The sequence below is a fragment of the Gemmata palustris genome, assembly GCF_017939745.1.
In the GTDB taxonomy this organism is placed as follows: domain Bacteria; phylum Planctomycetota; class Planctomycetia; order Gemmatales; family Gemmataceae; genus Gemmata; species Gemmata palustris.
This window is the reverse complement of record NZ_JAGKQQ010000001.1, coordinates 228,259-255,155: the sequence shown is the minus strand read 5'-3', so window position 1 is coordinate 255,155 and position 26,897 is coordinate 228,259. Positions and strand designations below refer to the sequence as shown.

General features: G+C 65.4%; 23 protein-coding genes and 1 pseudogene. 16 read left to right on the top strand and 8 right to left on the bottom strand.

Translation table 11 applies throughout. From position 1 onward, the window contains the following. Positions 1-211: 211 nt before the first annotated feature. Positions 212-1,132 (top strand): 50S ribosomal protein L3, encoded by a 921-nt coding sequence (gene rplC / locus J8F10_RS01115; protein ID WP_210651846.1) that lies wholly within the window; start codon positions 212-214, stop codon positions 1,130-1,132. Positions 1,133-1,233: 101 nt separating this feature from the next. Here the strand turns inward: rplC and J8F10_RS01110 are convergent, their stop codons facing one another. Continuing rightward, positions 1,234-1,821 (bottom strand): ankyrin repeat domain-containing protein, encoded by a 588-nt coding sequence (locus J8F10_RS01110; protein ID WP_210651844.1) that lies wholly within the window; start codon positions 1,819-1,821, stop codon positions 1,234-1,236. Positions 1,822-1,890: 69 nt separating this feature from the next. Beyond that, the gene (locus tag J8F10_RS01105; protein ID WP_210651842.1) at positions 1,891-3,477 is read right to left on the bottom strand and encodes a catalase; all 1,587 of its coding nucleotides are present in this window, start codon (positions 3,475-3,477) and stop codon (positions 1,891-1,893) included. 400 nt (positions 3,478-3,877) lie between these two features. Between J8F10_RS01105 and J8F10_RS01100 the strand changes: the two genes are divergently transcribed. The 4 genes from J8F10_RS01100 to J8F10_RS01085 all read left to right on the top strand — a co-directional run bounded on the left by J8F10_RS01100 (position 3,878) and on the right by J8F10_RS01085 (position 6,577). Next, the gene (locus J8F10_RS01100; RefSeq protein ID WP_210651840.1) at positions 3,878-4,264 is read left to right on the top strand and encodes a DUF4288 domain-containing protein; all 387 of its coding nucleotides are present in this window, start codon (positions 3,878-3,880) and stop codon (positions 4,262-4,264) included. Between the two features lie 366 nt (positions 4,265-4,630). Next, on the top strand, positions 4,631-5,608 hold the full coding sequence (locus J8F10_RS01095; RefSeq protein WP_210651838.1) for a glycoside hydrolase family 16 protein: 978 nt from the start codon (positions 4,631-4,633) through the stop codon (positions 5,606-5,608). A 64-nt stretch (positions 5,609-5,672) separates the two neighbouring features. Then, entirely contained in the window at positions 5,673-6,170 is a 498-nt protein-coding gene (locus tag J8F10_RS01090; RefSeq protein ID WP_210651836.1) for a TIGR02996 domain-containing protein, read from the top strand. Then, a complete protein-coding gene (locus tag J8F10_RS01085; protein ID WP_210651834.1) occupies positions 6,119-6,577 on the top strand; it encodes a hypothetical protein in 459 nt (152 codons plus the stop codon). The genes J8F10_RS01090 and J8F10_RS01085 overlap by 52 nt, the downstream gene beginning before the upstream one ends. Before the next feature lie 21 nt (positions 6,578-6,598). Here J8F10_RS01085 and J8F10_RS01080 read toward each other — a convergent pair whose 3' ends face one another. Then, positions 6,599-8,014: a redoxin domain-containing protein gene (locus J8F10_RS01080; protein ID WP_210651833.1), complete on the bottom strand. Its 1,416-nt coding sequence runs from the start codon at positions 8,012-8,014 to the stop codon at positions 6,599-6,601. 256 nt (positions 8,015-8,270) lie between these two features. On the opposite strand from J8F10_RS01080, the gene lspA reads away from it, so the two are divergent. After that, on the top strand, positions 8,271-8,921 hold the full coding sequence (gene lspA / locus J8F10_RS01075) for a signal peptidase II (protein ID WP_210651830.1): 651 nt from the start codon (positions 8,271-8,273) through the stop codon (positions 8,919-8,921). Positions 8,922-9,064: 143 nt separating this feature from the next. On the opposite strand, the gene pfp is transcribed toward lspA, so the two are convergent. Beyond that, positions 9,065-10,351: a diphosphate--fructose-6-phosphate 1-phosphotransferase gene (gene pfp, locus J8F10_RS01070; protein ID WP_210651829.1), complete on the bottom strand. Its 1,287-nt coding sequence runs from the start codon at positions 10,349-10,351 to the stop codon at positions 9,065-9,067. A 157-nt stretch (positions 10,352-10,508) separates the two neighbouring features. On the opposite strand from pfp, the gene J8F10_RS01065 reads away from it, so the two are divergent. Both J8F10_RS01065 and J8F10_RS01060 read left to right on the top strand, forming a co-directional pair. After that, positions 10,509-11,273, top strand: coding sequence for a two-component system sensor histidine kinase NtrB (locus J8F10_RS01065; protein WP_210651827.1), 765 nt, complete (start codon positions 10,509-10,511; stop codon positions 11,271-11,273). Positions 11,274-11,536: 263 nt separating this feature from the next. After that, positions 11,537-11,977 carry an Hsp20/alpha crystallin family protein gene (locus J8F10_RS01060; protein WP_210651825.1) on the top strand — a complete coding sequence of 147 codons (441 nt, stop codon included), beginning with the start codon at positions 11,537-11,539 and terminating at the stop codon, positions 11,975-11,977. 75 nt (positions 11,978-12,052) lie between these two features. Here the strand turns inward: J8F10_RS01060 and J8F10_RS01055 are convergent, their stop codons facing one another. Both J8F10_RS01055 and J8F10_RS01050 read right to left on the bottom strand, forming a co-directional pair. After that, positions 12,053-12,787 carry a hypothetical protein gene (locus J8F10_RS01055; RefSeq protein ID WP_210651824.1) on the bottom strand — a complete coding sequence of 245 codons (735 nt, stop codon included), beginning with the start codon at positions 12,785-12,787 and terminating at the stop codon, positions 12,053-12,055. A 167-nt stretch (positions 12,788-12,954) separates the two neighbouring features. Then, entirely contained in the window at positions 12,955-13,959 is a 1,005-nt protein-coding gene (locus J8F10_RS01050; protein WP_210651823.1) for a hypothetical protein, read from the bottom strand. Positions 13,960-14,086: 127 nt separating this feature from the next. On the opposite strand from J8F10_RS01050, the gene J8F10_RS01045 reads away from it, so the two are divergent. The 4 genes and pseudogenes from J8F10_RS01045 (at position 14,087) to J8F10_RS01030 (ending at position 16,387) form a co-directional block, all read left to right on the top strand. Beyond that, complete coding sequence (locus J8F10_RS01045; RefSeq protein WP_246522742.1) at positions 14,087-14,647, top strand: inorganic diphosphatase; 561 nt, start codon at positions 14,087-14,089, stop codon at positions 14,645-14,647. A gap of 312 nt (positions 14,648-14,959) precedes the next feature. Then, complete coding sequence (locus J8F10_RS01040) at positions 14,960-15,376, top strand: organic hydroperoxide resistance protein (RefSeq protein ID WP_210651822.1); 417 nt, start codon at positions 14,960-14,962, stop codon at positions 15,374-15,376. A gap of 64 nt (positions 15,377-15,440) precedes the next feature. After that, entirely contained in the window at positions 15,441-16,154 is a 714-nt protein-coding gene (locus tag J8F10_RS01035) for an SDR family NAD(P)-dependent oxidoreductase (protein ID WP_210651820.1), read from the top strand. A gap of 21 nt (positions 16,155-16,175) precedes the next feature. Then, positions 16,176-16,387: pseudogene (locus J8F10_RS01030) on the top strand (tautomerase family protein). Positions 16,388-16,433: 46 nt separating this feature from the next. On the opposite strand, the gene J8F10_RS01025 reads toward J8F10_RS01030, so the two are convergent. Together J8F10_RS01025 and J8F10_RS01020 are read right to left on the bottom strand one after the other, a co-directional pair. Then, the gene (locus J8F10_RS01025; protein ID WP_210651816.1) at positions 16,434-16,895 is read right to left on the bottom strand and encodes an NADAR family protein; all 462 of its coding nucleotides are present in this window, start codon (positions 16,893-16,895) and stop codon (positions 16,434-16,436) included. Positions 16,896-16,983: 88 nt separating this feature from the next. Continuing rightward, positions 16,984-19,308, bottom strand: coding sequence for a sigma-70 family RNA polymerase sigma factor (locus J8F10_RS01020; protein WP_210651814.1), 2,325 nt, complete (start codon positions 19,306-19,308; stop codon positions 16,984-16,986). A gap of 296 nt (positions 19,309-19,604) precedes the next feature. On the opposite strand from J8F10_RS01020, the gene J8F10_RS01015 reads away from it, so the two are divergent. The 4 genes from J8F10_RS01015 (at position 19,605) to J8F10_RS01000 (ending at position 26,685) form a co-directional block, all read left to right on the top strand. Continuing rightward, positions 19,605-20,282, top strand: a complete 678-nt coding sequence (locus tag J8F10_RS01015) for an ABC transporter ATP-binding protein (RefSeq protein ID WP_210651812.1) — start codon at positions 19,605-19,607, stop codon at positions 20,280-20,282. Between the two features lie 24 nt (positions 20,283-20,306). Further along, positions 20,307-23,801 carry an ABC transporter permease gene (locus J8F10_RS01010; RefSeq protein WP_210651810.1) on the top strand — a complete coding sequence of 1,165 codons (3,495 nt, stop codon included), beginning with the start codon at positions 20,307-20,309 and terminating at the stop codon, positions 23,799-23,801. A 250-nt stretch (positions 23,802-24,051) separates the two neighbouring features. Further along, complete coding sequence (gene trhA / locus J8F10_RS01005) at positions 24,052-24,789, top strand: PAQR family membrane homeostasis protein TrhA (RefSeq protein WP_246523779.1); 738 nt, start codon at positions 24,052-24,054, stop codon at positions 24,787-24,789. Between the two features lie 114 nt (positions 24,790-24,903). Then, entirely contained in the window at positions 24,904-26,685 is a 1,782-nt protein-coding gene (locus J8F10_RS01000) for an ABC-F family ATP-binding cassette domain-containing protein (RefSeq protein ID WP_210651801.1), read from the top strand. Positions 26,686-26,897: the final 212 nt, after the last annotated feature.

Genomic DNA, 26,897 nt, shown 5'->3' with positions numbered 1-26,897 from the left:
TCATGACGCCGGCCCCGCCGATGTCCAACGCGCCATTTCGCCCCCGCGTTGGCGCCGGCGGGTACGCACTGGCCGGCACCGACGCGACCGCTACAATTTGTACTCCTACACGCTCGGCACCAAATACGACTGATGCGCGCCGCGGTTCCGCGTCGGGTGCAGGTCGGCCGGGGTGAACAAGTGCCGCTACGCGCGGCCGAAAGGTGTTACGATGTCTCTCGGACTGATCGGCCACAAAATCGGGATGACCCAGATTTTCACGGCCGAGGGCAAGGCCGAACCCGTCACGGTTCTGCAACTCGGGCCGTGCCCCGTGCTCCAGATCAAGTACCCCACCGCACAGAGCGAGAAGACCGGCACCGTCCGCAAGGACGGGTACGCGGCGGTGCAGATCGGGTTCAAGGACAAGAAGCGCAAGAACGCGACCCGCCCGGAACAGGGCCACGTCGCGGCGGGGCTGAAGTCGAAGCGGAAGGACGCGCGCCAGAAGGCCGGCGTGGTGCTCCCCCCGAAGGCGGACTGCGAACCGCAGCGCGTGATCCGCGAGTTCCGCCTCGACGTGGGCGGGGCGTTCGTGGACACCGCCTCGGTGAAGGCCGGCCCCGCGGAAGCGAGCTTCAAGGTCGAGCGCATCAAGGTGTCCGGCGAGGGCGCGACCAAGAAGTTCGAGGCGTACAGCGAGGACATGACGGTGAAGGTCGGCGACAAGCTGACCATCGACCAGGTGTTCAAGGACGTGCTCGCGGTGGACGTGATCGGCACCACGAAGGGGCGCGGGTACTCGGGCGTTATGAAGCGCCACAACTTCGACGGTATGCCGGCCGCGCACGGCTCGAAGAAGAACCACCGGCAGCCCGGTTCGACGTCGTCGCTCGCCAGCAACCGTGGTAGCGGCCGCCCGAAGAAGGGCCGCAAGTTGGCCGGTCAGTACGGCAACGAGCGGGTCACGATCCGCAACCTCACCGTGGTGAAGGTGGACCTCGAAAACAACCTGCTGCTGGTCCGCGGCGGCATCCCGGGGTTCCCCGGCGCGGTGGTGATGGTGCGCCCGACGAACAAGGTCGGCCCCGGCTCGCCGAAGGCCAAGACCAAGCAGCGCGAGGCCCCCGCGGTCGCGGCCAAGAAGAAGTAACGCGCCCCTAAACGCGCGACACGCGGCCCACCCGTTTTCGGGTGGGCCGCGTGCGTTTATGGGTAACTGAGAGCGTACAGGGCGGATGCCCGCGCGCTCGGCTAATTCTTCTTCCCCGCGCCTTCGAGCAGCTTAACGACCTCCTTCGCACCCTGCGTGCGGGCCAACGAGAGCGGCGTGTTACCGGCCGTGTCCGCCGCACCGGGTTTGGCCCCGGCGCCCAACAGGTACTCGACCATCTCCGTCCGACCCGTGAGCGCAGCGAGCATCAATGGCGTCTTGCCCGCGTCACTCGCGCCGTTCACGTCCGCTCCGGCCGCGACCAGTAACTTCGCGAGCGGCACGGTCCCCTTGAATGCGGCCCCGTCCAGTGCAGTGAAACCCATCTTGTTGCGGTGCCCCAATCCCACTTTCGGCTGCTTCAAGATGACCTCGACCGCGTCCGCGTGCCCGTAGTAGGTCGCGAGGATCAGTAACGTGTCGCTGCGGCTATTGGCCTCGTCTGCGGCGAACCCGGCGGCAAAATACTCCTTGAGCGTTTTGGCGTCCCCCTCGCGCGCGGCCCGGAACGCGACCTCCTTGAGTTTGGCACGGGTCGCGTCGTCGAGCACGACCGGCGCAGCGGGCGGAGGTGCGGGTGCGCCGGGCGGAGCGGCGAGCGCGGTCGACAGAATCAGTGACGCGAACATGGTTCGACCCTCGGGTGTGGGTGAGAAGGGGAACCGGCGGGCACTCGGCCCGCCGGCGCGGGTGGGGTGCTACTTCGCGGCCAGCGTCTTCGCGATCACTTCGACGTCGGAGACTTCGACCCCGACCGCCTTTGCCAGCCGGGTGCCGTAGTCGGCGTCGGCCGCGTAGAAGTGGGCCACCATCTTCTTCTTCACGTCCGCGTTCTTCACTTTGCCCAAGTCGCCCGCGAGATTCTTAATCAGGTTCGTCTTTTCGGTGTCGGTGAACGACCGGTACAGTTCGCCCGCTTGCCGGAAGTTCAGCTCCTTGGCGATCGGCTGTTGCTGAACGGACCCGCTGAGCGGGAGCTTGCTGTACTCGGCCGCCGCAGTGTCCCGGCGCCCGCCGACCACACTGGGCTCGTAATTCACATCACTCGCGGTGTGCCCGAAGTTCATGGCCCCGGCCTGGTTGTTGCTCGCCACGGGCGCGACCGGGCGGTTCACCGGGAGCATCAGGTAGTTGGTGCCGACGCGGTACCGCTGGGTGTCCGGGTAGCTGAACAGCCGGCCCTGGAGTAAGCGGTCCTCGCTCGCCTCGACCCCCGGCACCACCATGCCGGGCGCGAACGCGGCCTGCTCGGTGAACTCGAAGAAGTTGTCCGGCACCTTATTTAGTGTCAGCGTGCCGAACGTCACCTCCGGCACCCCGGTCCACACCTTCGTCGCGTCGAGCGGGTCGAAGTCGAACTTACCCAAGTCCTTCGGGTCGAGCATCTGAACGCCCAGATCCCACGACGGGAAGTTCCCGGCCCGGATGTTCTCGTACAGGTCCTCGGTGTGCCCGCTGTGGTTCTTGGCGCTGGCCGCCGCCGCTTCGTCTGAGGTCGCGGGCTTGTGGCCCTGCTTCGAGCGCCAGTTGAACTTCACGTAGGTCACCTCGCCCCGCGCGCTCACCAGTTTGAACGAGTGGACCCCGAACCCGTCCATCTGCCGCAGGTTCGTCGGGGTGCCCTGGTCGCTGTACACGAACGTGAGCATGTGTGTCGATTCGGGCTGGTGGCTGAAGAAGTCGAAGAACCGGTTGGGGTCCTGCTGGTTGGTGACCGGGCTGGGTTTGAGGCTGTGGACCATGTCCGGGAACTTCATCGCGTCGCGGATGAAGAACACGGGCAGGTTGTTGCCCACCAGGTCCCAGTTGCCCTCCTCGGTGTAGAACTTCACGGCGAACCCGCGCGGGTCGCGGAGCTGCTCGGGCGAGCCGCCCGGGTGGATCACGGTGCTGAACCGGAGGAACACCGGGGTCTTCTTCCCCTTCTCGGAGAACAGTTTGGCCTTCGTGTGCTGCGAGAAATCGCCGGCGCTCACGAACTCGCCGTGCGCGCCGACCCCGCGGGCGTGGACGACGCGCTCCGGGATGCGCTCGCGGTCGAACCGCGCGAGTTTCTGGATGAGGTGGAAGTTGTCCAGCGTGACCGGACCGTTCGGCCCCGCCGTGCGGCTGTTCTGGTTGTTGCCGACCGGTTGCCCGCCGTCCTCGGTGAGCGGTCGGCTCGTTGCGGGCGCGGCGGGCGCCGACGCACCCCCGGGCGGTGCGGGCGGTTGGGCCTGGGAGTACGCCACCGCGCCGACCAGGGCGACAGCGAGGGCCGGGCGGAAAACACGTGCGATGGACATGGACGCCTCCGGGGTGGAGAAACGGGCCGAGTGGCCTCTGCAGCCCAGGATAGCCGACCGCCGATCAAGTTAAACCCGATTCATCCATCGCAATTCATTGGAAACGACTATGCTAAGAGCGCCCCGCCTGGTTCCGTGATCCCTGTTGCGGGCCGCGACCGCAGGGGAGCGGGAGGCGCAACAGGGTCTTTGCAGTCCCCGTTCAACACATGGCGCATCGGCACCTCACAGTTGCGGCTTATTAACGCGCGACGACGATCCCGAATAGTCCCAACGAACAAGTAGAACGTTACGACAACTCAACTGCCTCGCGAGCGCAACGGGCACTTGCGAGGCACTCCGAAACGTGGAAAAATCAGCAGACGTTGTGTGCCGGCTCCATCGCTTCAAGGATACGTCCATGTCGTGGTTCGCGGCACACGCCATCATGTACTACCAACTCACCGACGGCCCGCAGGACGGGTTCCAGGTGTACGAGAACATTTTCCTGGTGCGGGCCGATACACCGGACGAAGGATTCGCAAAAGCGCGCGAGTTCGCGAAACGCGACGAGGGTGACAGTTCCGGCTCGTTGCGCGTCGGCGGGCGCCCAGCCACACTCGTGTTCGGCGGCATCCGCAAACTCATCACCGTTCTGCAAGAGTCCCCGGACCGGCCCCCCGACGACGGCGATGAGATCACCTATTCCGAGTTTGTGGTAAACGACCGCGACGCGCTCCAGCGGCTGATCGCCGACAAAAATGTCGATATCGAATACATTGGCCGGCACCCGTTACCGCCATTGTAAATTTGTCCAATATGAACTCAAAACCAGACACCTAGTGTGGTACAATAAAAACATTGCGATCGGTGATCCTGTGCGCGCCAATTACGAGGTAAAGGCCCAGCAGCGACATGCATCTGACTGACCGTAAACGACTACTCCATTTGCAATTACGGCATTTGGCTAACAATCAGTTCCCCCCCAAATGTTAGCGTTTGTTAGCCGTCGTTAGCGACCAGCCAATTTCATCGGGTTCAAGCAACAGATTCGCGCGCAATTAAGGTCGCGTGCCGAACCCATGGAAATACAAACACCTGTGAATGGAACACGCCGCGCTCACCGGCTCACCGCGACCCGAATCGCAGCGCGTTCCCAACAGGAGATCTCGCAATGCGTGTCCCTCGCGTCCTGGGGCCGATGTCGTGTGCGCTGCTCGCCGCGGTGGTCGCGCCCACACTGCTCCCGAAAGCCGCCGAACCCGCTCCCGCGCCGGAGGGGTGGAAACTCGCCTGGAGCGACGAGTTCGACGGGAAGGAAATCGACAAGTCCAAGTGGGACTTCGACCTCGGCAACGGGTTCTACAACTACGACGCGAACATGTGGATCAGCGGGTGGGGCAACAACGAGTTGCAGTATTACACGCGCGAGCCCGAGAACGCTTTCGTGACAGATGGGGCGCTGCACATCCGGGCCATCAAGGAGTCGTACAACGGCTGCGGGTACACCTCCGCCCGGATGAAGTCCCGCAAGCGCGACGGGAGCGAACTGTTCAGCAAGAAGTACGGCCGGTTCGAGTTCCGCGCCAAGCTGCCGACGGGTCAGGGCGTGTGGCCGGCACTGTGGATGCTCCCGCAATCCGACAAGTACGGCACTTGGGCCTCCTCGGGCGAGATCGACGTGATGGAGGCACGCGGCCAGGAGCCGACAAAGGTGCTCGGCACGCTCCACTACGGCTCGCGCTGGCCGAACAACGCCCACACCAGCAAGACCTACGAGTTCCCGGAGAAGGGAACGATCGCGGACTTCCACGTGTACGCGCTCGAGTGGGAGCCGGGGCAGATCAGTTGGTCCGTGGACGGCAAAGTGTACGCGACCCAAACCTCCTGGTGGAGCAGTAGTAAGTTGGACGGCGATAAGGGAGTGAAGCCGCGCCAGGAGTCGGACCTCAATGCGTGGCCGGCGCCGTTCGACCAGCCGTTCTACCTCGTGATGAACATCGCGGTCGGCGGCAAGTTCCTGGGCAACCCGGACAAGAACACGAAATTCCCGGCCGAGATGGTGGTCGATTACGTTCGGGTCTACGACAAGGTGGGCGGGTACGGTGCCACCAAGCCGCGCGGCTCGGGCGCGTTACCGTTCGGGAAGTGAGCGGCAAACACGATACTCGGCGACGCGAGCAACTTCGGCTCGCGCAGGCCCTGGAGAGTGCCACATGAACGACGATGCAGCATTCATCGCGGCCCTCGTTGCCGACCCGAACGACGATGCCACGCGACTCGTGTACGCGGATTGGCTGGAAGAACGGGGCGACATGCGGGGCGAGTTCCTTCGGCTCCAACACCAACTGGCGTCCGTCCTGGAACGCATCCAACACGTGCGTCCCCAAGTCGAAACGGAATGGGCCAGCAGCGTTGCGATTCGGCGCGATCTGGTTATTCGTGCCTTCGATGCAGATCAACGCCACGCGGTGACGAAGCTCGCCCGGTTGCACACTGACATGATGCTCGAACAGGCACGGGCGCTACTATCCAACCTACCCGCTACGGTGCTGCGAGATCTGCCACTGGAAAAAGCTGAAGCGCTGCGCCAGGAGTTCGCGAAGGTCGCTATTGTTACGATAGAACGGCCCGCGCTGAAACCAGAGCCAGAGGAACGCTCGTGGCCCGAAAGCGAATCGGCGGCCGGCCCGCCCGGTACTCCTTCATCCTGAACCCGTACTCCGACGTGCGCCTGAGCAAGTGCCCGCGGTGCCAGAAACTGACGCACATGCGGAAGTTCCCTCTCTTGATCGACATCACAGAGTACGGTCCGCTCGCGCTCGGTAAGACGTGCCGGTACTGCTCGAAGTGCGAGCTGATTATGGCTCACAAGAACGAACTCGACGCGGAAATCAACAACTCCATGTCGCGCCTCGCGCCGGCCGCGGTCGGGAAAGAGTACTTGGTGCTGGGAACGATAGAGCGAATAGTGTGGCAACAGGGACTGGAGCACAGTCAGCCGTTGGCCGACGCGCTGGAGCACTTCGCCGAATTCAAAAAGGTGTTGGTGCTCGAAGTCGAACCGGGCGGCTGGTTCCCGCCCGAAGTGCCGGGCACGACACGGGGGCGCCGGGATTGACCGGGCGCCCCGCCTGCCACTCTACTTCGAGAGTCCTTGCTTGATGGCCGCTTCGAGTTTAGCCGTCTCGCCGGGGTGCCCGTTCCACAACACCTTACCAGTCGAGTTGAGCAGAACCACCGTCGGGTAGCGCTCCACGCCCAAACGGTCACGGACACTGCCCGCCTTCACCGGCTCGATGAAGACCGCGTAGTTCAGGTTGTAGTCTTGCGCGTATTTCCCGGCGGCCGCGGCCCGCTCCTTCTGGGGCAGGTCGTCGCACAGCACCCCCACCACCTGGAGCCCGTTCGCGCCGTAGCGCGACTGCAGATCCTTCAGGATCGGGATCACCTTGGGGCAGTGCTGGCACGAAGCCGTCATGAACTCGAGCAGCACGAGCGAGCCGGCGTCGGTCGAGTCCGAGTCCCAAATGCGCTCGATCGGGTCGAGCAGCGTGAACTTGTCGATCGCGCGCACACCGTTCGTGCCCATCGAAGACCCGCTCCCGCCCACCGGGTTGATCGGCGGCGGTAGCTTCGGCAACTTCGGGACCGGCGGCGGTCCCTCCGGGTTGGGAATATTCGTGACCGGCGGCTTGAACGGGTCTTTCGGACCGTCGGCGGTGGATTCCGGTCGCACCGGCTTCGGTGAGGGCACCAGGTCGTCCGGTTGCGGGACTACGCTGCTCGGAGGCGCCACGCTGGGCGGCTTAACGGGCGGCGTGCCACCGGTCCCGCCAATCGTCGCGGGCGGCACCCCGGTCGTCGGGCCGGCCGGCCCCCACGCTCCACCCGAGGGTTTGGGTTGCGCGGGTGCCGAGGTGCCGCCCATCGGCGGAATGTAGTCGCTCCCCTTCTCCGCCGGCTTCGGCTCGGGCGGGAAGGTACCGGCCGGGGCCAAGGTATCGTCGCGCAGGAGGAGCAAAAGTGTGGCGTTGGGTGCTTTGGTCTGTGCGCTCCCGGACAGCGGCTTCCCGTCCAGTTTCGCCGAGGCCGTGACTTCGTAGCTCTTCCCCGGGAGGAGACTGTTCGAGAGGAAGTAGCCCCCGTTGTCCGTGTAGACCCCGATCTCGAACGGGTTCGCGGGTACGCCGAGTTGCTCGATGCGCACGTAGACGTTGGGTGCCGGTTTGCCGTTGGGGTCGAGGACGCGCCCGCCCAGCGCGCCCTGGGCCGCGGTCCGCGGGTCGAAGTTCGGGTCTTTGGGGTTCGTGGAGCCGGTGGATTTGGGCACGCCGGTGCCGGCGCCGGGCAACCGGTCCATGTTCTCGAGCCACGTCGGGGGGGTGTTCTTGGCCAGATCGCCCTTCGTATCCCGACCGTCCTTGTTCGCGTCTTTGGTCTTCAGGCGCCCGGCCCCGAGACCGGTCGGGGACTTGTCGCCCGATTTGTCCGCGGTCTTGCACCCGGCGAGGGCCAGTATCGCGGCGACGATCAACCCGGTACCGGCGAGCCTCATTGAACACATCCTCCTCGGCACCGGGCGGGCGGGCGGCTCGCGCGTAAGAATTACACCCAGCGCATCATTCCCGCGCGCCCCCGGCCGGTCAAGGCCACCCGCGGCCCGGGCCACCCGCGATCCGTGTTGAGTCTAACGGTGCGAGCGGGTATAGCGGTTCCTCCGGCCCATTCGCGATTCTTGACGGCTCCGAAGAACGGGCGTATCGTTAGATTTGGACCGTCAACGATCAAACACTGCCCGGACGGAAGTTCTCATGGCCGACCGCACGTACCGCTGGCTGCTCGTCACGTTGGCCGTACTCGGGCTGAGCGCGGACCAGGCGAGCAAGTACGGGGTGTTCAAGTGGCTCTACCGGGACGGCGCTCTGACCGCCGGCATCGGTAACGAGCACGACGTGGTGCCGGGGTGGTTCAAGTTCATTGCCCAGTTCGACCCCGACGCGCCGCTGTGCGACTGCGGGTTCTCCGGGCTGCAAACGTGGAGCGCACCGATCATGCCGCGCGTGAACCACGGCGCGCTGTTCGGATTGGGTCAGGGCCAGAAGGGGAACGCGAACGGGTTCTTCGCGATCGTGAGCGTCGCGGCGGCGATCTCGATCGTCGTGTGGGGCACGCGCCGGCACACGGCGCGCGAGCGGGGCCTGATGGTCGCGCTGGGGCTGATTCTGGGCGGCACTGTTGGGAACCTGTACGACCGCCTCGTGTTCGGCGGAGTGCGGGACTTCCTCTACTTCTACCGCATCGAGTGGCCGGTGTTCAACGTGGCCGACTGTTGCCTCGTCGTCGGCGCCGCGCTCCTGCTAGTGCAGGCCGTATTCGTTTCGCCCGCACCGGAAGCTGCGGCCCCGGCACCTGTGCCAAGTGAAGGTACCACACCCGTAGTCGTCGAGGCTCCAAAAGCCTAACAGGTGACCCCGCCCGCAAGGGCGACAGTGGAACCCGCACTTTTACGCTAACAGCCGGGGAGCAGACAGATGTGCTGTTTGCTCCCCGGCTGTTGGTATTTGTCGACACCCGCCGCCCGTGCGGGCGGCGGGCGCCCGATGTGTCACTTCACCAAGTAGCCGAAGCGTTCGCGGAATTCGGCCGGAGTCAGTTTCACCACGGCCGCGAGGCGCTCGATGCGGCTCGCGTCGTCGAAGTCGCTCTGTTCCAGGCGGATCATGTAGCGCCGGGCGACCTCGTAGTTCTCGCCGCTGATGTCCACGAGCCGCGCCCGCATCTTCTTCGTGGCCGGGTCGATCATCTCCTGGAACGGGCACGGGACCATGTTCCCGCCCACGAACGTGATGACCACGCCGTTCTTCTCCGCGGCCGGCGACAGCAGGAACTTCACCGCCCCGTACCCGAGGTTGCGGGTGTACTCGGCGTCGAACGGGATCGGGTCGGCGCACCGCAGTTCGTAGCCCAGGTCCTTGTCCACCATGTCGAACTTCAGGCCCAGGTCCTTGAGCCGGCTCGCGATCGTGGTGCGGATCATCCGCCCGAACTCGATCTCGCCCAACCGCAGGTGCCCGAACGCATCGAGCTCGATGTTCCCGAACTTGCCCGGGTTCTTCTCCATCATCTGCCGCAGGCGGTCCTCGCCGATCTCCTCCAGGAGCCCCTCGGCCAGCACCGCGACGCCGTAGCTCTTGCCCTGCGCCTTACGCTTAATCATCGAGCCGATGACCACGTCGCAGATGAGTTCGAGCGAAACGTCCTTGCCCTTCAGTTCTTCCGCGATCAGCGTGACGGTGGCGGCCGACGCCTTACCGATGCCGAGCGCCAGGTGCCCCGCGGCGCGGCCCATGCTCACCAGGATGTACCAGCGCGTGGTGGTCTTGGCGTCCTCGTGCAGGTTCCGCGCGACCTGCACACCATAGTGCCGGGCGGTCTCGAACCCGAACGTGGGGATGCCCGGGGGCAGCGGCAAATCGTTGTCGATCGTCTTGGGCACGTGCGCGACCTTGATCGCGCCCTTCGCGTGGGCGTACACCTGCGACCCGCTGTACGCGGTGTCGTCGCCGCCGATGGTGACCAGGTACTTGATGCCGAGCTTGTTCAGCCCGTCGAGCACGGCGGCCATGTGGTCCGGGTTCTTCGCCGGGTTGGTGCGGCTCGTGCCGAGCAGCGCGCCGCCGCGCTGGTAGTAGGGCGCCACGTCCGGGATCGTGAGCGGGCGCACCTGGGATACATCGCCGGCCGCCAGGTTCTTGAACCCGTCGCGGATGCCGACGACCTCGAGCCCGCGGTTGATGGCCTCGATCGTGACCGAACTGATTACGCCGTTGATGCCGGGCGCCGGGCCGCCGCCGACCACGATACCGAGCTTGCCGCGAGTGGAATCCGCCATGATGGGGGTCCAAGTTGTGGAGACCGAAATGGCCCGGAGTACAGGGGACAAAGAGAGGCCGGGCCGACACGGAATAGGATTGGAATCCGCGGGGCGTTTTCAAGGGCGCCCCGGTGCCCCCGGGTGCGTAGATTAGGTGAGCAGAGGAGGCCCCGCCATGAACGATCCCGCGGTCCTCGACGCCCCCGGCGCTCCGTGCGAGAACACGTGTCCCGACCCCGCGCCGGGAGCCGGCCCGCGCGCAGGCGAGATCGCGGAACTCGCGGCCGGGTTCATCCACGAAGTCAAGAACCACATCGGCACGCTCTCGCTGAACTTGCAACTGCTCGCCGAGGACTTCGAGGCCGCCGAGACCCCGCGCGAGCGCCGCGCGCTCGACCGCGTGTCGCGGCTCTCGGGCGAGTGCCGTAAGCTCCTCGATCTGTCAAACGACTTCCTCCGGTTCGCGCACCTGCGCGAGTTGCACGCGCGCCCCGTCGCGCTCGAAACGGTCGTGTCGCGCATGATCGACTTCCTCGGCCCGACCGCGGTGCCGCGCGGGGTCGAGATCAAGTGGTTCTCGGACCCCGACCTGCCGCTCGTGTGCCTCGACTGCGACCTCTTCGAGCAGGCGCTCCTGAACCTCATGCTGAACGCGGAACAGGCGATGCCCGATGGGGGCACGCTCACGCTCATCGGGCGCGCGGACGGCGCGCGGGTACTCCTGCACGTGATCGACACGGGCGTCGGCATCGATCCCCGATCAATTGCGAAGCTGTTTCGGCCGTTCCACACCACGAAACCCGACGGGAACGGCCTCGGGCTCGCCACCACGCGCAAAATCGTCGCCGCCCACGGCGGGACTATTGACGTACAGAGCGAGCCGGGGCGCGGAACGAATTTCACCATTGCCCTTCCGGTCGCGCCGGGCCAGCCGAACTGACAACTTGACAGTTAGTGCGCGCCGGCTACTTGCGTCTCGCGCAAGTGCTCTCGTCGCTGTATCTCTTCGATTTTTCTGCGATTCCGTCGCGTCAGCCCGTCCCGTTCCTAGCGACGGAGTGAATTGGCACGCGGATTGAATATTAGGTTTTCGCTGCCTCGCGGAGAAAGGACCGAATCCTTTCCCGTGTGCCGCACTCGAAACTAGTGCTCTTGGGAACACGCACCGCGAGGCCCTTAACCACTTAATCTCGAGGACCGACCATGACCCGCAACCGCCGCAACCCGCTGGGAGTTTTCCTGCACGAGATGACCGCCGCGGGCGACGAGTTCGCCGCGCTCTGCACCCGGCTCGCCGGGCAAGACGCGCCCGCCGCGACCTTCCCGATCAACGTGTGGCAGGACGAAAACGCCGTGTTCGTTGAAGGCGACCTGCCCGGCGTCGACCGTGCGACACTGGAAGTCACCGTGACTGGTGGCGACCAACTCGCGATCCGCGCTGAACGCGCGGCCCCGACCGAAGTCGAAGGCACGACGTGGCTCCGACGCGAACGGGCCGCCGGTAAGTTTGCCCGCGTCCTCGGCCTGTCGACTCTGGTCGATGCCGAGAAGGTTGAAGCGAGCTACGTCAACGGCGTCCTGAAAGTCACGCTGCCGAAGGTCGCCGCCGTCAAAGCCCGGACCGTGCCAATCAAAGCCGAGTAATCAGCGGAAGTAAAGTCGAACGGCCGGGCACGTGCCCGGCCGTTCGCGTTTTGAGTCACAATGAGCCGGTTCTCCTCACTGACTCCGGCGGTAATCCACTTTGACCCGCAACCGGTCCCCGAGCAGCTTTTTGAGTGGGTGAATCGCCTGTTCCAGATCTTTGGCCGTGGCAATTGCTAGAGTTCGCCGCTCGCCCGCTGCGTTCAATCGGAGCAAACCAAATTGTGGGACCTGAGCGTGATTGAGCCGGAACCAGAACGAGGGCCGGACCACCTCCGCGTCATCAACGTCCCCGGCGGTAATAGCAAAGTTGTGCGGGTGGGTGTCTCGGATCTCTTCCAGTGGCCTGGATTCCAGTTCGTCCTGCCGGCGCTTGTTCTTGGCCGCGTTCTTGGCCGCGATCACCCCACCAATCAGCCCGCCGATCAGTCCTCCTCCGGCCCCGACCGCTAAGGCCAGATCGTTTCCCTTCCCGATCCACACGCCGACGAGTTCGTCCCCGGCGACGTACACCCGGTACATCCGGTTCGTGGTCCAGACCCGCGGTTCAACGGCTGTGAAGTACGCCGGGGCCGCGTTCACCCACTTCGGAGCGGGCCGGTCGTCTGCCGCGTAGAAATCGAACGGATCGTTCTCGGCCGGTGGAACCGGGAGCCGGATTGGTACCGGAAGTGCAGCCGGGATCTCAGCCGACACCGAGAAGTCCGCCCGACACGACGGGCAGCGGACCCGCTTCCCGGCCGCCGACGACGGCACGCGGAGCCGCTTCTGACATGATGGGCACTGCTGCATCGCCGGTCCAATACCCATCTGCGCTCTCCCTATGGTCGGCCCAGAAGTTCGGCGGGTCGGGCGAGGTGTCGATCGACCCAGCACCCGATCAGATCACTGCGAGTACCGCATATTCTGACCAGCTCCCCCGGTTCTGTCAACCGCCCAAACGGGACTCGCGTGTGGGCGTCGGGCACACTACGAAGCTACTTCTTCGGTCCCTCGTGCGTGAACGTGTAAGCAATACTCCACTTCGTCTGCTCGCCCGGCTTCAGGTCGATCGCCATGTACGGTTCCGGGCAGATGGTTGTGACGATGCCCCACACATTAAGTTTGGCGAACGGATAGCTGTGCCCGACCGTGACAGTGACACCGCTCGACTCGTGGCGCATTTCAAACTGGCGGTCGGCTTTCGCTTGTGGGTCGAACCCGGTGAGGCCCGCCATCACGAAGTCCGCGTTCGGGATCTTACCCTTGAAGCGGAACTCCTTATTCTTCAGTTCCACCAGATCGGCGAACTTGCCCTTGAGTTCCTTTGCCTTCGGTTCCCACGGGAACGCGAACGAGTAGTTCGGTCCGACCGCGTCGCCGTCCACGTTGAAGAAATTGTGGTTGTAGAAATCGGTCGTGATCCGCTTCTCGCCGGTGTTCTCGAGTGTGTATTCCGAGGTAATCACCGTTCCCTTCTTGTCGGCAACGAACAGCGTTTTGGAAAAGCGGTACCCGTAACCGTTGGCCTTCTGCTCCGTCGTCCACTTCTGCACCAATAGCCCGTCCACAACGGGTTCGCTTCGTTTCCACTCGAGCGGCTTCACGATCTTGTACTTGTTTGCGAAACTGTATTGCGCCTCTTGGGGCTTCTCCAGTTCCCCCACCCCGATTTTGAGGAACGTCTCGCCGACCTTTGCGTCGTCGTAGCCGAGCCCCTTCTCGATGCCGAACTCGTCGCACGGACCGACAATATCGTCGTGATTGGTCGGGTCGTGCGAGTCCTTCCAGGGGCCGAAAATCTTGTGCCCCGCGAATTCGACGTGGCCGAACACCCCGGCGTGGTCGAACCGCGTTCCGCGGTAGAACCCCCGCTTCGCGTCCGCTTCGTACAGTGTGAACTTCAAGTTTTCGTTTTTCAGAACGATGTGCGGCGGTTCGGCCGCTGCCGCCCCCGGCACGAAAAACGCCAGTGACACGAGAGGGACGAACATCCGGCGCATCGGGAATCCTCCGAAGGGTGCCGCGAGTGTACCGCGCTCGCGGCTGCGGTACACCTGCCTTTCGGCCCGCGGGCGCTTACTCTATATCCCTACGGCGAGAACTCCGGAACCAAAGAAGGAACGACGCATGTTCGCTCGGCGCGACTACATCCGCGACTACATGATGATCCCGCCCGGCACCGGCGAGGCCGCAGTGGTGAACGTGATCGTCGAGATCCCGAAGGGCAAGCGCAACAAGTTCGAGGTGGACAAGGTGACCGGGCTCATCAAGCTCGACCGCTACCTCTACAGTTCCGCCGTGTACCCCGGGGACTACGGGTTCATCCCGCAGACGCTCGCGGAGGACGGCGACCCGCTCGACGCGCTCGTCATGGTGAACGAGGCGACGTTCTCGGGGTGCCTCATTGAGGCCCGCGTGGTCGGCATCTTCCGAATGAAGGACAAGGGGTTCAACGACTTCAAGGTGCTCGCGGTCCCGCACAAGGACCCGCTGTTCGCGCACATCAAGAAGCTCGAAGACGTACCCGTTCACTTCGTCCGCGAGGTCGAGTTCTTCTTCACGACCTACAAGCAGCTCGAGGGCGTGTCGGTCGAGCCCCTCGGCTGGGCGTCGGGCGAAGAGGGGACGGCCGAGGTGCGGTCGTCGGTGGACCGGTTCCGCTCGTCGCTGGGCAACGTGCGCGACTAACCGGCGCCCCTTCGGTCCCGTTCGGAATGATGGGCCGTTAGCCACACGAGCCGCCAAAGTTTGGCGGCTCGTGCCATTTCACGTGGATTCGTCCGCCCATCGCCCACGACATTCAACGGCCGCGCCGGGCAGCCGTCCGCCGCGAAAATCGTGGGATTCATAAGCGCTTATCACGAATCTGCGTTTTAGTTGCAAGGTGCAACCTCGCCTCGCGTATACCTCGTTAGTTGCGAATCGCAACCAGATTAAACGAGTTTGATTCACCAGGGTTTGATTTCCCAAAAAATCTCACTCCTGAAAAAGGAACGTGTCATGACCACGCTCGACAAGGTACTCTACACCGCCAAAACCCACACCACCGGCGGGCGCGATGGGGCGTCCCGCACCTCGGACGGCCGGCTCGACGTCAAGCTCTCGTCCCCGGGGACTTCCGGGACCGGGACCAACCCCGAGCAGCTCTTCGCCGCCGGCTGGTCGGCCTGCTTCATCGGGGCGATGGGGGTAGCGGCCGCCCAGAAGAAGATCGCGCTCCCGCCCGACCGGGCCGTCGACGCCGAGGTGGACCTGGGCACGAACGAGGGCGGCTACCTGCTCCGTGCCCGACTGAACGTCAGCCTGCCGGGGCTCGACCGTGAAGTGGCGCGGGAAATCGTGGACACCGCCCACCAGATCTGCCCGTATTCCAAGGCCACGCGCGGCAACATTGATGTCACGATCAACCTCGTCTAAACCGGAACCGCCCGCTCGATAACTCCGGGCGGGCCGTCTCGCTCACAATTCCAGGGGATTCGTCATGAGTACCGAGCGCAAGGTGGTCGTCATCACCGGGGCGTCGCAGGGGATCGGGGCCGGTCTGGTACGCGGGTACCTCGACCGCGGGTACCGAGTCGTCGCCAACTCCCGGTCGATCAAAGCCGATGCCTCGGCGGACGTGCTGGCCGTAGCCGGCGACATCGCCGATCCGAGCGTCGCCGACCGGGTAGTCGGCGAGGCGGTCGCGAAGTTCGGCCGGGTGGACACGCTGGTTAACAACGCCGGGATGTTCATCGCCAAGCCGTTCACCGAGTACACGCCGGACGACTTCGCCACCAAGATTTCGCTGAACTTGGCCGGGTTCTTTTACGTCACCCAGCGGGCCGTCCGGCAGATGCTCGTGCAGGGCGGCGGGCACGTCGTGAATGTGACCACGACGCTCGTGGGCCAGCCCGTGAAGGGCGTGCCGTCGGCGCTGGCGTCGCTCACCAAGGGCGGGCTGGACGCGGTCACTCGCTCGCTGGCGATCGAGTACGCGGACAAAGGCATTCGTGTGAACGCGGTCGCCCCCGGTGTCATCGAGACGCCGATGCACAAACCCGAGACGCACGCCTTCCTCGCCGGGCTGCACCCGGTGGGGCGGATGGGTACCATCGACGAGGTAGTCGAGGCGGTACTGTACCTGGAGTCGGCCGGGTTCGTGACCGGCGAGACACTACACGTTGATGGCGGCGCGCACGCCGGCCACTGGTAACCCACACTTGAGGAGACGACCGTGCCGATCGTGACGATCCAGATCACGCGCGAGGGGACGACGCCCGAGCAGAAGGCGCACTCATTCAGGGCGCGACCGAACTACTTGCCAACGTGCTGAACAAACCGCCGGGGCTGACCTTCGTGGTCATCGAAGAAGTGGGCATGGAGAACTGGGGCGTGAACGGCCTGCCCGCGGCGGAATACCGTCGGCGGGCCGCGTCACCCGAGTAGCGGGTGGGATTGTGCTTCTTCAAGTCTGCTGCGGCCGCGGCGATTCTTACTTCTCGGCCGCGCGCAACTCGGTCCGCAGTTGCATCAAGAGTTGCCCCAAGCGGTTCTTGCCAGTCCCGTCACCCCCATCTGCCCAGTACGAGTCGTTCTCCGTGTGCTCGACCAGTTTCGCGTCCCCGGTACCGAGCAGAATCGCCTTCAGGTCTTCGTGCTGCGTGAACTTCGCGCGCAGCGCGTCCATCATGATCCGGTCCTTCGCGCTCTCCCAATCGCGCCGGAGCGGGAGCTTGCGCGACCGCCCCATGTTCGCCGCCTCGCTCGGCTTCTTGCACATCCGCACGGCCTCCTCGTGCTCCGTGCCCGCGAACTTCTGGGCCTGGAAATAGTGTTCGGTGGTGGGCCAGCGCTTCCCCTTCAGGTGGATCGAGTGCCGCGAGAAGTTCGAGAAACAGCCGTAATCACTGGTGACGGAATAGAACTCGATCACGCTCGGAACCGGCTCGCTCATGACGACGCTCCCGTGTTGAGGAGTGTAAACACTACCTCACCGGAGGATCGGACGCCGAAGTCGGTTCGCGCAGCGCTGTGGGCCGCGGCTATTTCGCCATTCGACCGAGTTCTTCGGCGTGTTTTTTGAACTCGGTCGTTTCGACGAGCGTGCCGAGCAAATCCCGAAGAGCAGCGGTTTTATCGTCGCGTCGCGCGAGTTGAGACACCAGCGTGCGGGCCTCCACGTCCGTGGGGAACCGACCGAGGGCCGCGAGGAACAGTGCTTCGATCCGCCGAGCGTCCGTTACCCCTTCGCCTGCCAAGTCGCGGAACAGCCCCTGGAACCGGGCCGGCGCCTCAGCACCTCCTGGCGCTTTTGCAACGGGCTTAACAGGTTCGGGTTCGAGCGCCGGCAGGTGCCCCCAAATCGCGATCATTCTTGAAGATCCGTCGGCTTGTGCAACGAGGAATGACCCGTCGGGGCTGAACGCAATGGCGGAGTAGTCACGAATAGTCTCTTTGTCCATCAGTCGTGCCCGTTCGCGGCCAGTGACGGCGTCCCAGATGACCACTTCGGAGGGGGCCGCAATAACATCATCCTTGCCCACGCCCGCCAATAGCCCGGTGGCAGCGGCCACGAGTTTCCCGTCTGGAGAGAACGCAACGGCCTTAATCGGCCGACGGAACGCCGGGACGCGGAACCGGTCCTTGCCCGTCTCCGGGTCTAGAAACCGGAGCTCGTATTGGGCGTAGTCCGAAAGGACGAGCGTCTTCCCATCGGGCGAGAGTGGTTCGGAGCGCATCGGCGCGAGCGTGGCCCCGGCCACCTCGATCGGTTTTCCGACTACCCCACTAGCGGCATTAGTAACCGTAAAGCGGCGAGACTTGATCGCCGGCCGACCTCCCGAATCGGTCTCGAACATCCCCTGTGTCTTGAGCATGAATCGCCCGTGCCCGGCTAATGTGTACACGGGCAGCGTCGCGCCCCCGGCCTTATCCGTCTGGGCCGGATAACCGATTTCCTTTCGCGTTGCCACGTCCCACACCGATACGCGGGTAATTTTGGTGAGCAGCGCAGCCTCACCCGAAGGGCCCTTCGGGAACTCGCCCTTCACGCGGACCGGGTTATCCGTCCGCGTACACAAAGTAATTAGCTTCGCTCCATCGAAAGTGAACGCGACCTGCACAGCGGGCAATTCGCCCTCGGGCCAGAGAGCTTCAATAACCCGCCCCGTGGCCGCGTCGCGAAGTTTTACACCATTTGCGCCTTCGGCTGTGGCAAGGTACTTGCCGTCCGGCGATACGGCCGCCGCCAATATCGTGTTCTCCGAAGTAGCGATGGACGTTCCGGCCTTGCCAACAAGCGAGATCCCGTAGATCCGGTTGGAATTATAGAGCAGGAAGATCGATTTTCCGTCGGGTGCGATACCGAATAGGTTCCCGCCTTGCCCTTGGATTTGCTTCGCGAGCGGCCATGCTTCAGCCCTCGCCGCGGGTTCACCGACCGGGGTCGGTGGCGGGGCGACGGCGGGTTCCGGCGCCACTGGTGCCGCCGCCACGATTTCTCGTTCGGCGGGTGGGCCAGCGGGCCGGTTCGCCCAACCCACGCCCGCGGCCAAGCCGACCAGGGCGACGCCCAGAACGGCGACAACCCATGTCCGCGTCTTCGTCATCGCTAGCCCCCTTTCGGCCAGTTTCACGGCCGGTTCGCCGACGATTCCAATTGCGGCCCTGAGTCCGCGGTCCGCCGCCAACACACCGGCTCTTGTCACCGTCGCGACCGCGTCCGACCCCAAAACCGAGTTTGTCGCAAGTAGTGCCAGGATGCCCACGGGCAGCGCAACCCGCTGACGCGACAGGCGGTGCCGCAGTTCACGGCGCGCGGCACTGAGGCGCGATTCGATGGTCCCCACCGGGCACCCGAGCACCCGGGCCGCGTCCGCGTTCGATAGCCCTTCGAGGTAGCACAACACGAACGCCCGACGGTACGGCTCCCGGAGCCGATCGATTTCGGCATCGAGCAGGCCGCGAAGTTCGCTCTGTTCGACCGCGTCGGGCGCGGGCCGGGCTGGTGGTTCGGCGACAAGGGCGACCGTCGCTCGCCGTTTCCCCGCGGCCCGCTGAGCGATCCGCACGGCAACTCGGTGCAGCCAGGCCGGAACCGTAACGCCGCTCCGGACCGTGGCCGCTTTTCGAGCTAACACCAGGAACGCGGCCTGGAACGCATCTTCCGCATCCTGCTGGTGCCCCAACACGCGCCGACACGCGGACAGGACCATTGCCCCGTGCCGCCACACGAGCAACTCGAACGCGGCGTTGTCGCGCGTGGCCGCGAAGCGCGCGAGGAGATCGGCGTCGGAACACGCGCCCAAATCGGGCGTTACGTCCCGTCGCAGCCTGCGCACCAGTGCGGCCAACCGCGTCCCCGCCATACCGGTCCTCCACCTCCGCCAGTATAAGAGACCGGTTCGCCGGAATACCCGCGCGGAATTTTGCCGATTCGGGAAGCCGGACGGCGGTAAGCCCCGGCGCCGGCAGTGGTAACCCTCGTGGGGTTCGTGCGTAGCGGCGCGCGACGCATTCATCGGGTAGTTCGCGGGTGAACGCGGGGCGTCAAAGACGTATACAAGCTCGGCACACGTGTGCGCGTGGGACTTGTGTCGGACTGATTCCCGGGAGCACGGCTCCCAATCGATGCGGCCGGGCGGCCGCGCTCACAGAAACCGTCATGTCACTCGTCGTCGAAAACGTCTCGAAGGAATACCCGACGCGCGGTGCAACCCCGCTCTCGGTGCTCCGCAACGTGAGTTTCACACTAGATCGCGGGGACGCGGTCGCGGTCATGGGGCCGTCCGGTTCCGGGAAGAGCACGCTACTCCACATTCTCGGCACCCTCGACCGGCCCACGGGCGGTAAGGTCTCGCTCGACGGAACTGATCCGTTCGCGCTGCCCGAAGCGGAACTCGCACAGTTCCGCAACGCGCGCATCGGGTTCGTGTTCCAGGACCACCACCTGTTGCCGCAGTGCTCCGTTCTCGAGAACGTGCTGATCCCGACGCTCGTGAGCAAAGCCACGAACGCGAGCGAGACGGAAGCCTACGCGCGGCAACTGCTCGACCGCGTGGGCCTCGGCGGGCGCCTCGATCACCGCCCGGCGGAACTCTCCGGGGGCGAGCGCCAGCGCGTGGCCGTCGCGCGGGCACTCGTGTTGAAGCCGACACTGCTGCTCGCGGACGAACCCACCGGGAACCTCGACCGCACCAACTCCCAGTCCGTCGGCGAACTGCTCCTCGAGCTGCACAAGCAGGAACGAACCGTTCTCGTTGTGGTCACGCACAGCGCGGACCTCGCGAAACTGTTCCCGCGCCGCTACGAAATGAACGACGGCGCTCTCCAACCCGCCTGACCCACACCCCAGATCACCCTCACGATGCTTACGTTCACTCGACTCGCGCTGCGGAACCTCGCGTACCACGCGCGCGGGAACCTCGCAGTGATGCTCGGCGTCGCGGTCGGGTCGGCCGTGTTCACCGGCGCGTTATTGGTCGGCGACTCGCTCCGGGGGAGCCTGCGCGAGCGCGTCGAGCGGCAACTCGGGGGCGTCGATTCGGTCGCGTTCTTCCCGCGCCCCGTGCGCGCGGGCGTTGCCGACGGGATGCCGGGTAAGGTCGCGCCGGTCCTCCTGCTCCCGGGCTCACTCCAGGGGAGCGGCGAACCCGCGACCGCGCCGTACCTCGGCAAAGTGACCGTGCTCGGTGTGGACGCCCGGTTCGCGCCGGCGAGCATTTCGGGTGTCGATTGGGCCGGCACCAGCAAGCAAATTGTGCTGTCGCACCGGGTCGCGGAAAAGCTCGGCGCGAAGACCGGCGAGAAGGTGAAGCTTAGCGTGGAACGGTTCTCGGACCTTCCGCGTTCGTCCTCACTCGGGAAGCGTGCGACCGACGACACGACCGCGCTCGAAGAACTCACGGTCGCGGCGGTGCTCGCGGCGGATGCGAGTGAGAACGACTTCAACCTCACACCGAACCCGGCCGCACCGCTGAACGTGTTCGTCCCGATGCGCGTGCTTTCCCGGATGGCGACCGGGGACGCGGTCCCGACCGCAACCGTATTGCTCGCGAGTGGCACCTCGAACGACGACCTCAACACCGCGCTCCGCGAGCGCCTTCGAGCGGAAGACTTCGGGCTCAAGTTCCGCGAGATCGATTTCGACAAACGCGCCGGGCGCGGCGGGTACCTCAGCGTCGAATCCGCGGAACTGATTCTCACGCCCGCAACGACGAAGGCCATCGAAGCCGCGGCAACCGATCTCGGGCTCCGGGCCGAGCCGACCGTCGTGTACGTGGCGGACACACTCGCGCACGAGAAGAAGGAGATCCCCTACCCCATCGTCGCGGGTCTGAACCCGAGCGCGGCCGCGCCGCTCGGCCCGTTCCTTCCGAGAGGCGTGACCGCGCTCGCCGATAACGAGGTGATCCTCCTCGATTGGCCCGGCTCCGAGTTGAAGGGCCTGTCCTCCGGCGCGAAACTGCGAATGACGTACTTCGACCCCGAAGTCGAAGGCGAGGGGCGGCTCAAGGAAGCGGAACTCACGTTCCGTGGGCCTGAGTACCTCCCGCTCACAGGTGCCGCACGCGACAAAGACCTCACGCCCGAAATTCGCGGTGTAACGGACGCGCGCGCGAACCTCTTCAACTGGGACCGCCCGCCGGTGCTGCCCGGCGACAAGATCCGCGCCCGCGTGCCGGAGAAACCGACCCCGCACCCGCGCGGCACGTTCTTCAACACGAACAAGGCCACGCCGATGGCCTACGTCAACCTCGCTACCGGCCGAAAGCTGTTCGGCAGCCGGTTCGGTTCGGATACGTCCGTCCGCGTTGCCCCGGCCAAAGACGAGTCACTGGAAAAGCTCAACGAGCGAATGCACGCAGCGCTCCTGAAGCACCTCGACCCCAAAGCGAACGGCCTCGTCTTCGACCCGATTCGCTCGCGCCTCCTCACGGCCAGTAAGGGAGGCACCGACTTCGGCGGGCTGTTCCTCGGTTTCAGCCTGTTTCTCATTGCCGCGGCGCTGATGCTCGTGGGATTGCTGTTCCGGCTCGCGCTCGATCGGCGCGCGAAGGAAGTCGGGCTGCTCCTCGCCACAGGCTTCGCCGTGAAGCAAGTGCGGCGCCTGCTCCTGGCAGAAGGGCTAGCGGTAGCTGCGGTCGGGGCGGTCCTCGGGCTGGCTGCGGGGGTCGCGTACAACCGACTGCTGCTCGCGGTGCTGCTCGACCTCTGGCCGGACGAAGGCGTGAAGGCGTACTTCCGCCCGCACACCTCCACGCTCAGTTTCCTGCTCGGGTTCGGTACCACTGTCGTGATGGCGTTCGCCGCGCTCTGGTGGGGCCTCCGCGGGCTGGTCAAAGTCACTCCGCCCGCGCTGCTTCGTGGTGAAACGGCGGTGGCGCGTGCGGGAAGTGACGGCCCGCCGCGCGTGGCGAAGCTGATCGCGATCGGCTCGCTGATCGTCGGCATCGGCCTTATTGCCGTGGGCGGTAAAGTGAGTAACCCGGACTTCCGGGCAATGACGTTCTTCGGCGGCGGCGGGCTGCTCCTCACCGCGGCGCTCGCGGGGGCGTGGGTGTGGATGCGCCGAACGCGGCACGGCGTCGTGAACGGGCGCGGGTGGCCCGCACTCGCGCAACTCGGCGCGCGAAACGCGGCCCGCAACCCGGCCCGCAGTTTGCTCACGGCCGCGTTACTTGCGTCCGCAGCGTTCCTGCTGGTTGCGGTGGAGAGCTTCCGCCGGCAGCCGGACCGCGAGTTCTTGGAAAAGACCGGCGGAAGTGGTGGCTTCAACCTCGTCGCCGAAGCCGATGTGCCGCTGTTCCAGTCGTTCGACACCGGCCTCGGCCGCGCGGATTTGGAGAAGCAACTCAAAAAAGCCTACGCTCTCCCGGGCAGGGACGCGGACGTACTGGAAGAAACGCCCGCATACATCACGGCAAAAGCGGAACTCGATGCCGGGTTAGAAGAAGTGTTCCCACTCCGATTGCGGGGCGGCGACGACGCGAGCTGCATGAATTTGTTCCAGGCCGCGCGCCCGCGGGTTCTGGGAGTGTCGGACGCACTCGTCGCGCGCGGCGGTTTCAAGTTCTACGCGACTGAGGCGAAAACGAACGAGGAGAAAGCGAATCCCTGGCTGCTCCTCACGAAGCCCGCACCCAACAACGCGGTGCCGGTGTTTTGCGAGAACAACACCGCACAGTGGATGCTGAAGAAGGCCGTGGGCGACGAGTTCACAATGCCCGGCGACGGCGCGGACGTGACGTTCCGCATCGTCGGCACGCTGGTGGACAGCCCCTTCCAGAGCGAAGTGATTACGGGTGAATCGGAGTTCGCACGGGCTTTCCCTCAACAAAGTGGCTACCGCGCGTTCCTGATTCGCACACTACCCGGGAAAGAAGTTCCCATCTCCCGCATCCTCGAAGTCGGCTTCCGCACGAATGGCTTCACTGCAACTCCGGCACGCGATCGGGTCGCATCGTTCCAGGCGGTCATCGGCGCGTACCTCTCTACGTTCCAGCTCCTCGGCGGCTTCGGGCTGCTGCTCGGGGTACTCGGCCTCGCGGTGGTGGTGCTGCGCGGCGTGTGGGAACGGTTGGGCGAACTGGCCCTCCTCCGTGCCGTCGGGTACCGCACGCGGGCACTCCAGTTCCTGGTGATCGTGGAACACGCTTTGCTTCTGCTCATCGGGCTCGGGAGCGGCGTGCTGACCGCGCTCGCGTCGGTGGCGCCGCACGTCGCGAGCGGAGCGGCGATCCCGTGGGTGCGGCTCGCGGGGATGTTGGGGTTAGTGTTGGCCGTCGGGTTCTTGGTGGCGTCTGTAGCCACGGCGGGCATTCTGCGCGTTCCGGTGATCCCGGCGCTGCGACGGGAGTAGCGTCCGCACGGACGCTCCAGGCGAACGGCCGGTGTGAGCCGGCCGGTGCGGGCGACAACAAAGTTCGGAGCGCCAGCGCTGGCAGCCCGGGAGCCCGCACCGGCCGGCTCACACCGGCCGTTCGCCCGAAATAGCTGTCGGCCTCAATTGTGAAGGCGGCCCACACCGCACCTACCCCACAACCTCGTGTCCGGTAACAACGGTTATCGATAAGATTAATCAACTCGCCTCCGGAGACCCAAGCGCCGTGATGTTCCTGCGCGACCCGATTAGTTCCTCATCGCACCTGCTCACCGCGGTCTGGGCCGTCTTCGCGACGCTCGTGATGTACCGGCTCACCGCGAACCGGCCCGGGCGCCTGCTCCCGGTCGTCGTCTACGGGCTGTCGATGGTGATGTTGTTCCTCGCCAGTGGTACGTTCCACGGGCTGCACTACGACACCCCGGACCAGCGCCGGCTGTTCCAGAAGATCGACCAGTCGGCCGTTTACCTGCTGATCGCGGGGACATACACGCCGATCCTGTCGGTGCTCCTTGTCGGGGCGTGGCGCGCGTGGTTCCTGCGCATGGTCTGGGTGCTCGCGGTCGCGGGCGTGTCGTGCATGTGGCTGCTGCCGAAGGCCCCGCACTGGGCGATCGTGGGCATTTATCTGGCTCTGGGGTGGATCGGGCTCCTCCCCCTGCCGCTCTATTACCGCGCGATCGGGTGGCGCGCGATGAACTGGGTGTGGGTCGGTGGCGGGCTGTACAGCCTCGGCGCGATCTGCGAACTCACCCAGTGGCCGATCATCGTACCGGGCGTGTTCCAGTACCACGAGGTGCTCCACCTGTGCGACACCGCGGCGAGCATCGTGTTCTTCCTGTTCGTCGTCCGGTACGTGATCCCGTACCGCGCGCCGCTCCCGAACGACGTGCGCCCCGCGGCGCCCCCCGCCCCGCACGGGACCGCCGGTTTGTTCTCGCTGCCCTCTCCGCGCATCGAGCGCTGAACCCGATTGGCACTGGAGCACGGGCGGTCCGCGCCCGCGCCACCAAGATTGAGACCGGCACGGACGTTCGCGCCTGTGCCCCGAAACACCACCGACACGAGGGACCGAGACCCGATGGCGATCCTGTTCCAGATCACGGACGCGCACAAGAGTTACGGCGACCAAGTGCTGCTCGACGGCGCCGACGCCACCATCAGTGACAACACGAAGGTCGGGTTCGTCGGCCGCAACGGGGCCGGGAAGAGCACCTTGCTCCGCGTCCTGCTGGGCGAGGAGGAACTCGACAGCGGCGAAGTGGTGCGCTCGAACAACCTGCGCCTGGGGTACCTGCGACAGCACGACCCGTTCCTGCCGGGTGAGACGGCGCTCGAGTACCTGATGCGCGACAGCGAGCAGCCCGACTGGAAGTGCGGCGAGATCGCGGGCCAGTTCGAGATCAAGGGCGCGTACCTCAACGGTCCGGTCGCCAAGCTCTCCGGCGGGTGGCAGACGCGCCTCAAGCTCGCCGCGCTGCTGCTGCACGAGCCGAACCTCTTGATGCTCGACGAACCCACGAACTTTCTCGACCTGCGGACGCAGATCCTGCTCGAGCACTTCCTCCGGGACTTCCGGGCGGCGTGCCTGATCGTGTCGCACGACCGGGCGTTCCTCGGCGCGACGTGCGACCACACGATCGGGCTGTCGCGCGGCAAACTCACGTCGTTCCCGGGCAAGGTGGACGCCTTCCTGGAGTTCCAGCGCGAGAACCGCGAGCGCGCCGAGCGCTCGAACGAGGCGATCCTCGCGAAGCGCCGGCACCTTGAGGACTTCATCGCGCGCAACAAGGCCCGCGCCGCGACCGCGGGCCTCGCGCAGTCGAAGGCGAAGGCGCTGGAGAAATTGGAAACGGTGGAGGTGCTGGGCGACGAGCCTGCGCCCCACATCCGCGCGCCACGGATCGAGCCGCGCAAGGGTGTCGCGGTGCGGTGCCGCGACCTCGCCATCGGCTACCCCGACCGGCAAATCGCGTCGGACGTGCAGCTCGAAATCGACCACGGCACGCGCGTCGCGATCGTCGGCGACAACGGCCAGGGCAAGACGACGTTCCTGCGCACGCTCGTGGACTCGCTGAAGCCGGTGACCGGCGACGTGCGCTGGGGCCACGGGTGCAAGCTCGGCGTCTACGCGCAGCACGTGTACACCACCCTACCCGAGCGCGATACGGTGCTCGAGTACCTGCAGCAGAAGGGCAAGGGGCGGAAGATCCAGGAGATCCTGGAAGTGGCCGGCGCGATGCTGTTCCGCGGGTCGCACGTCGACAAGCCGATCTCGGTGCTGTCCGGGGGCGAGCGCGCCCGCGTGTGCCTCGCGGGGCTCCTGCTGAGCGATTACAACGTCCTCGTTCTCGACGAGCCGGGCAACCACCTCGACGTGGACACGGTCGAGGCGCTCATGGACGCGCTCCTGGAGTACGAGGGGACGGTCGTCTTCACGAGCCACGACCGGCACTTCACGCGGCGCATCGCGACGAGCGTGATCGAGGTCCGGGACGGCCGCGTGCTGCTCTACAACGGCAAGTACGACGACTACCTGTACCGCGTGAACAAGGAGATCGAGGCCGGCGAGCGCGAGTTGGCGGCCGGCAAGGTGAAGCTCCCGGACGAGGTCACGAAGGCCCCCAAGGTGGCCCCACGGGTCACGCGCGACGAGACGCAGGTCCGCAAAGAGATGAAAGCACTGGAGGGCACCATCGCGACCCTCGACGAGAAGCGGCGCGCCCTGGAAACGCAGCTCAACGAACCGGCCGAGGCGGACGAGCTCCAGCGCCTGTGCGACGAGCTCGCGGACATCGCGACCGAACTCGACACGGCCGAACAGACGTGGCTCAAGCTGCAATCGGAGTTGGAAGAGAAGTGACATGAGAAAGAGCGCACAGGGCATCCGCCCGGTGCATCTTTTCGGTGAAGGACCGTCACTCCGAGGCGAAGACAGGAACCATCTTCCGCCGCGGAGCGGCCGGCGTGTTTAGCACAGGGCGGAAGCCCTGTGCGTTCTGTGCAACGTTCACTGGCCACTACCACGGCCTTTTCACCTCGATAATTCCGTTGACTCCGGCCCTTTTAAATGTG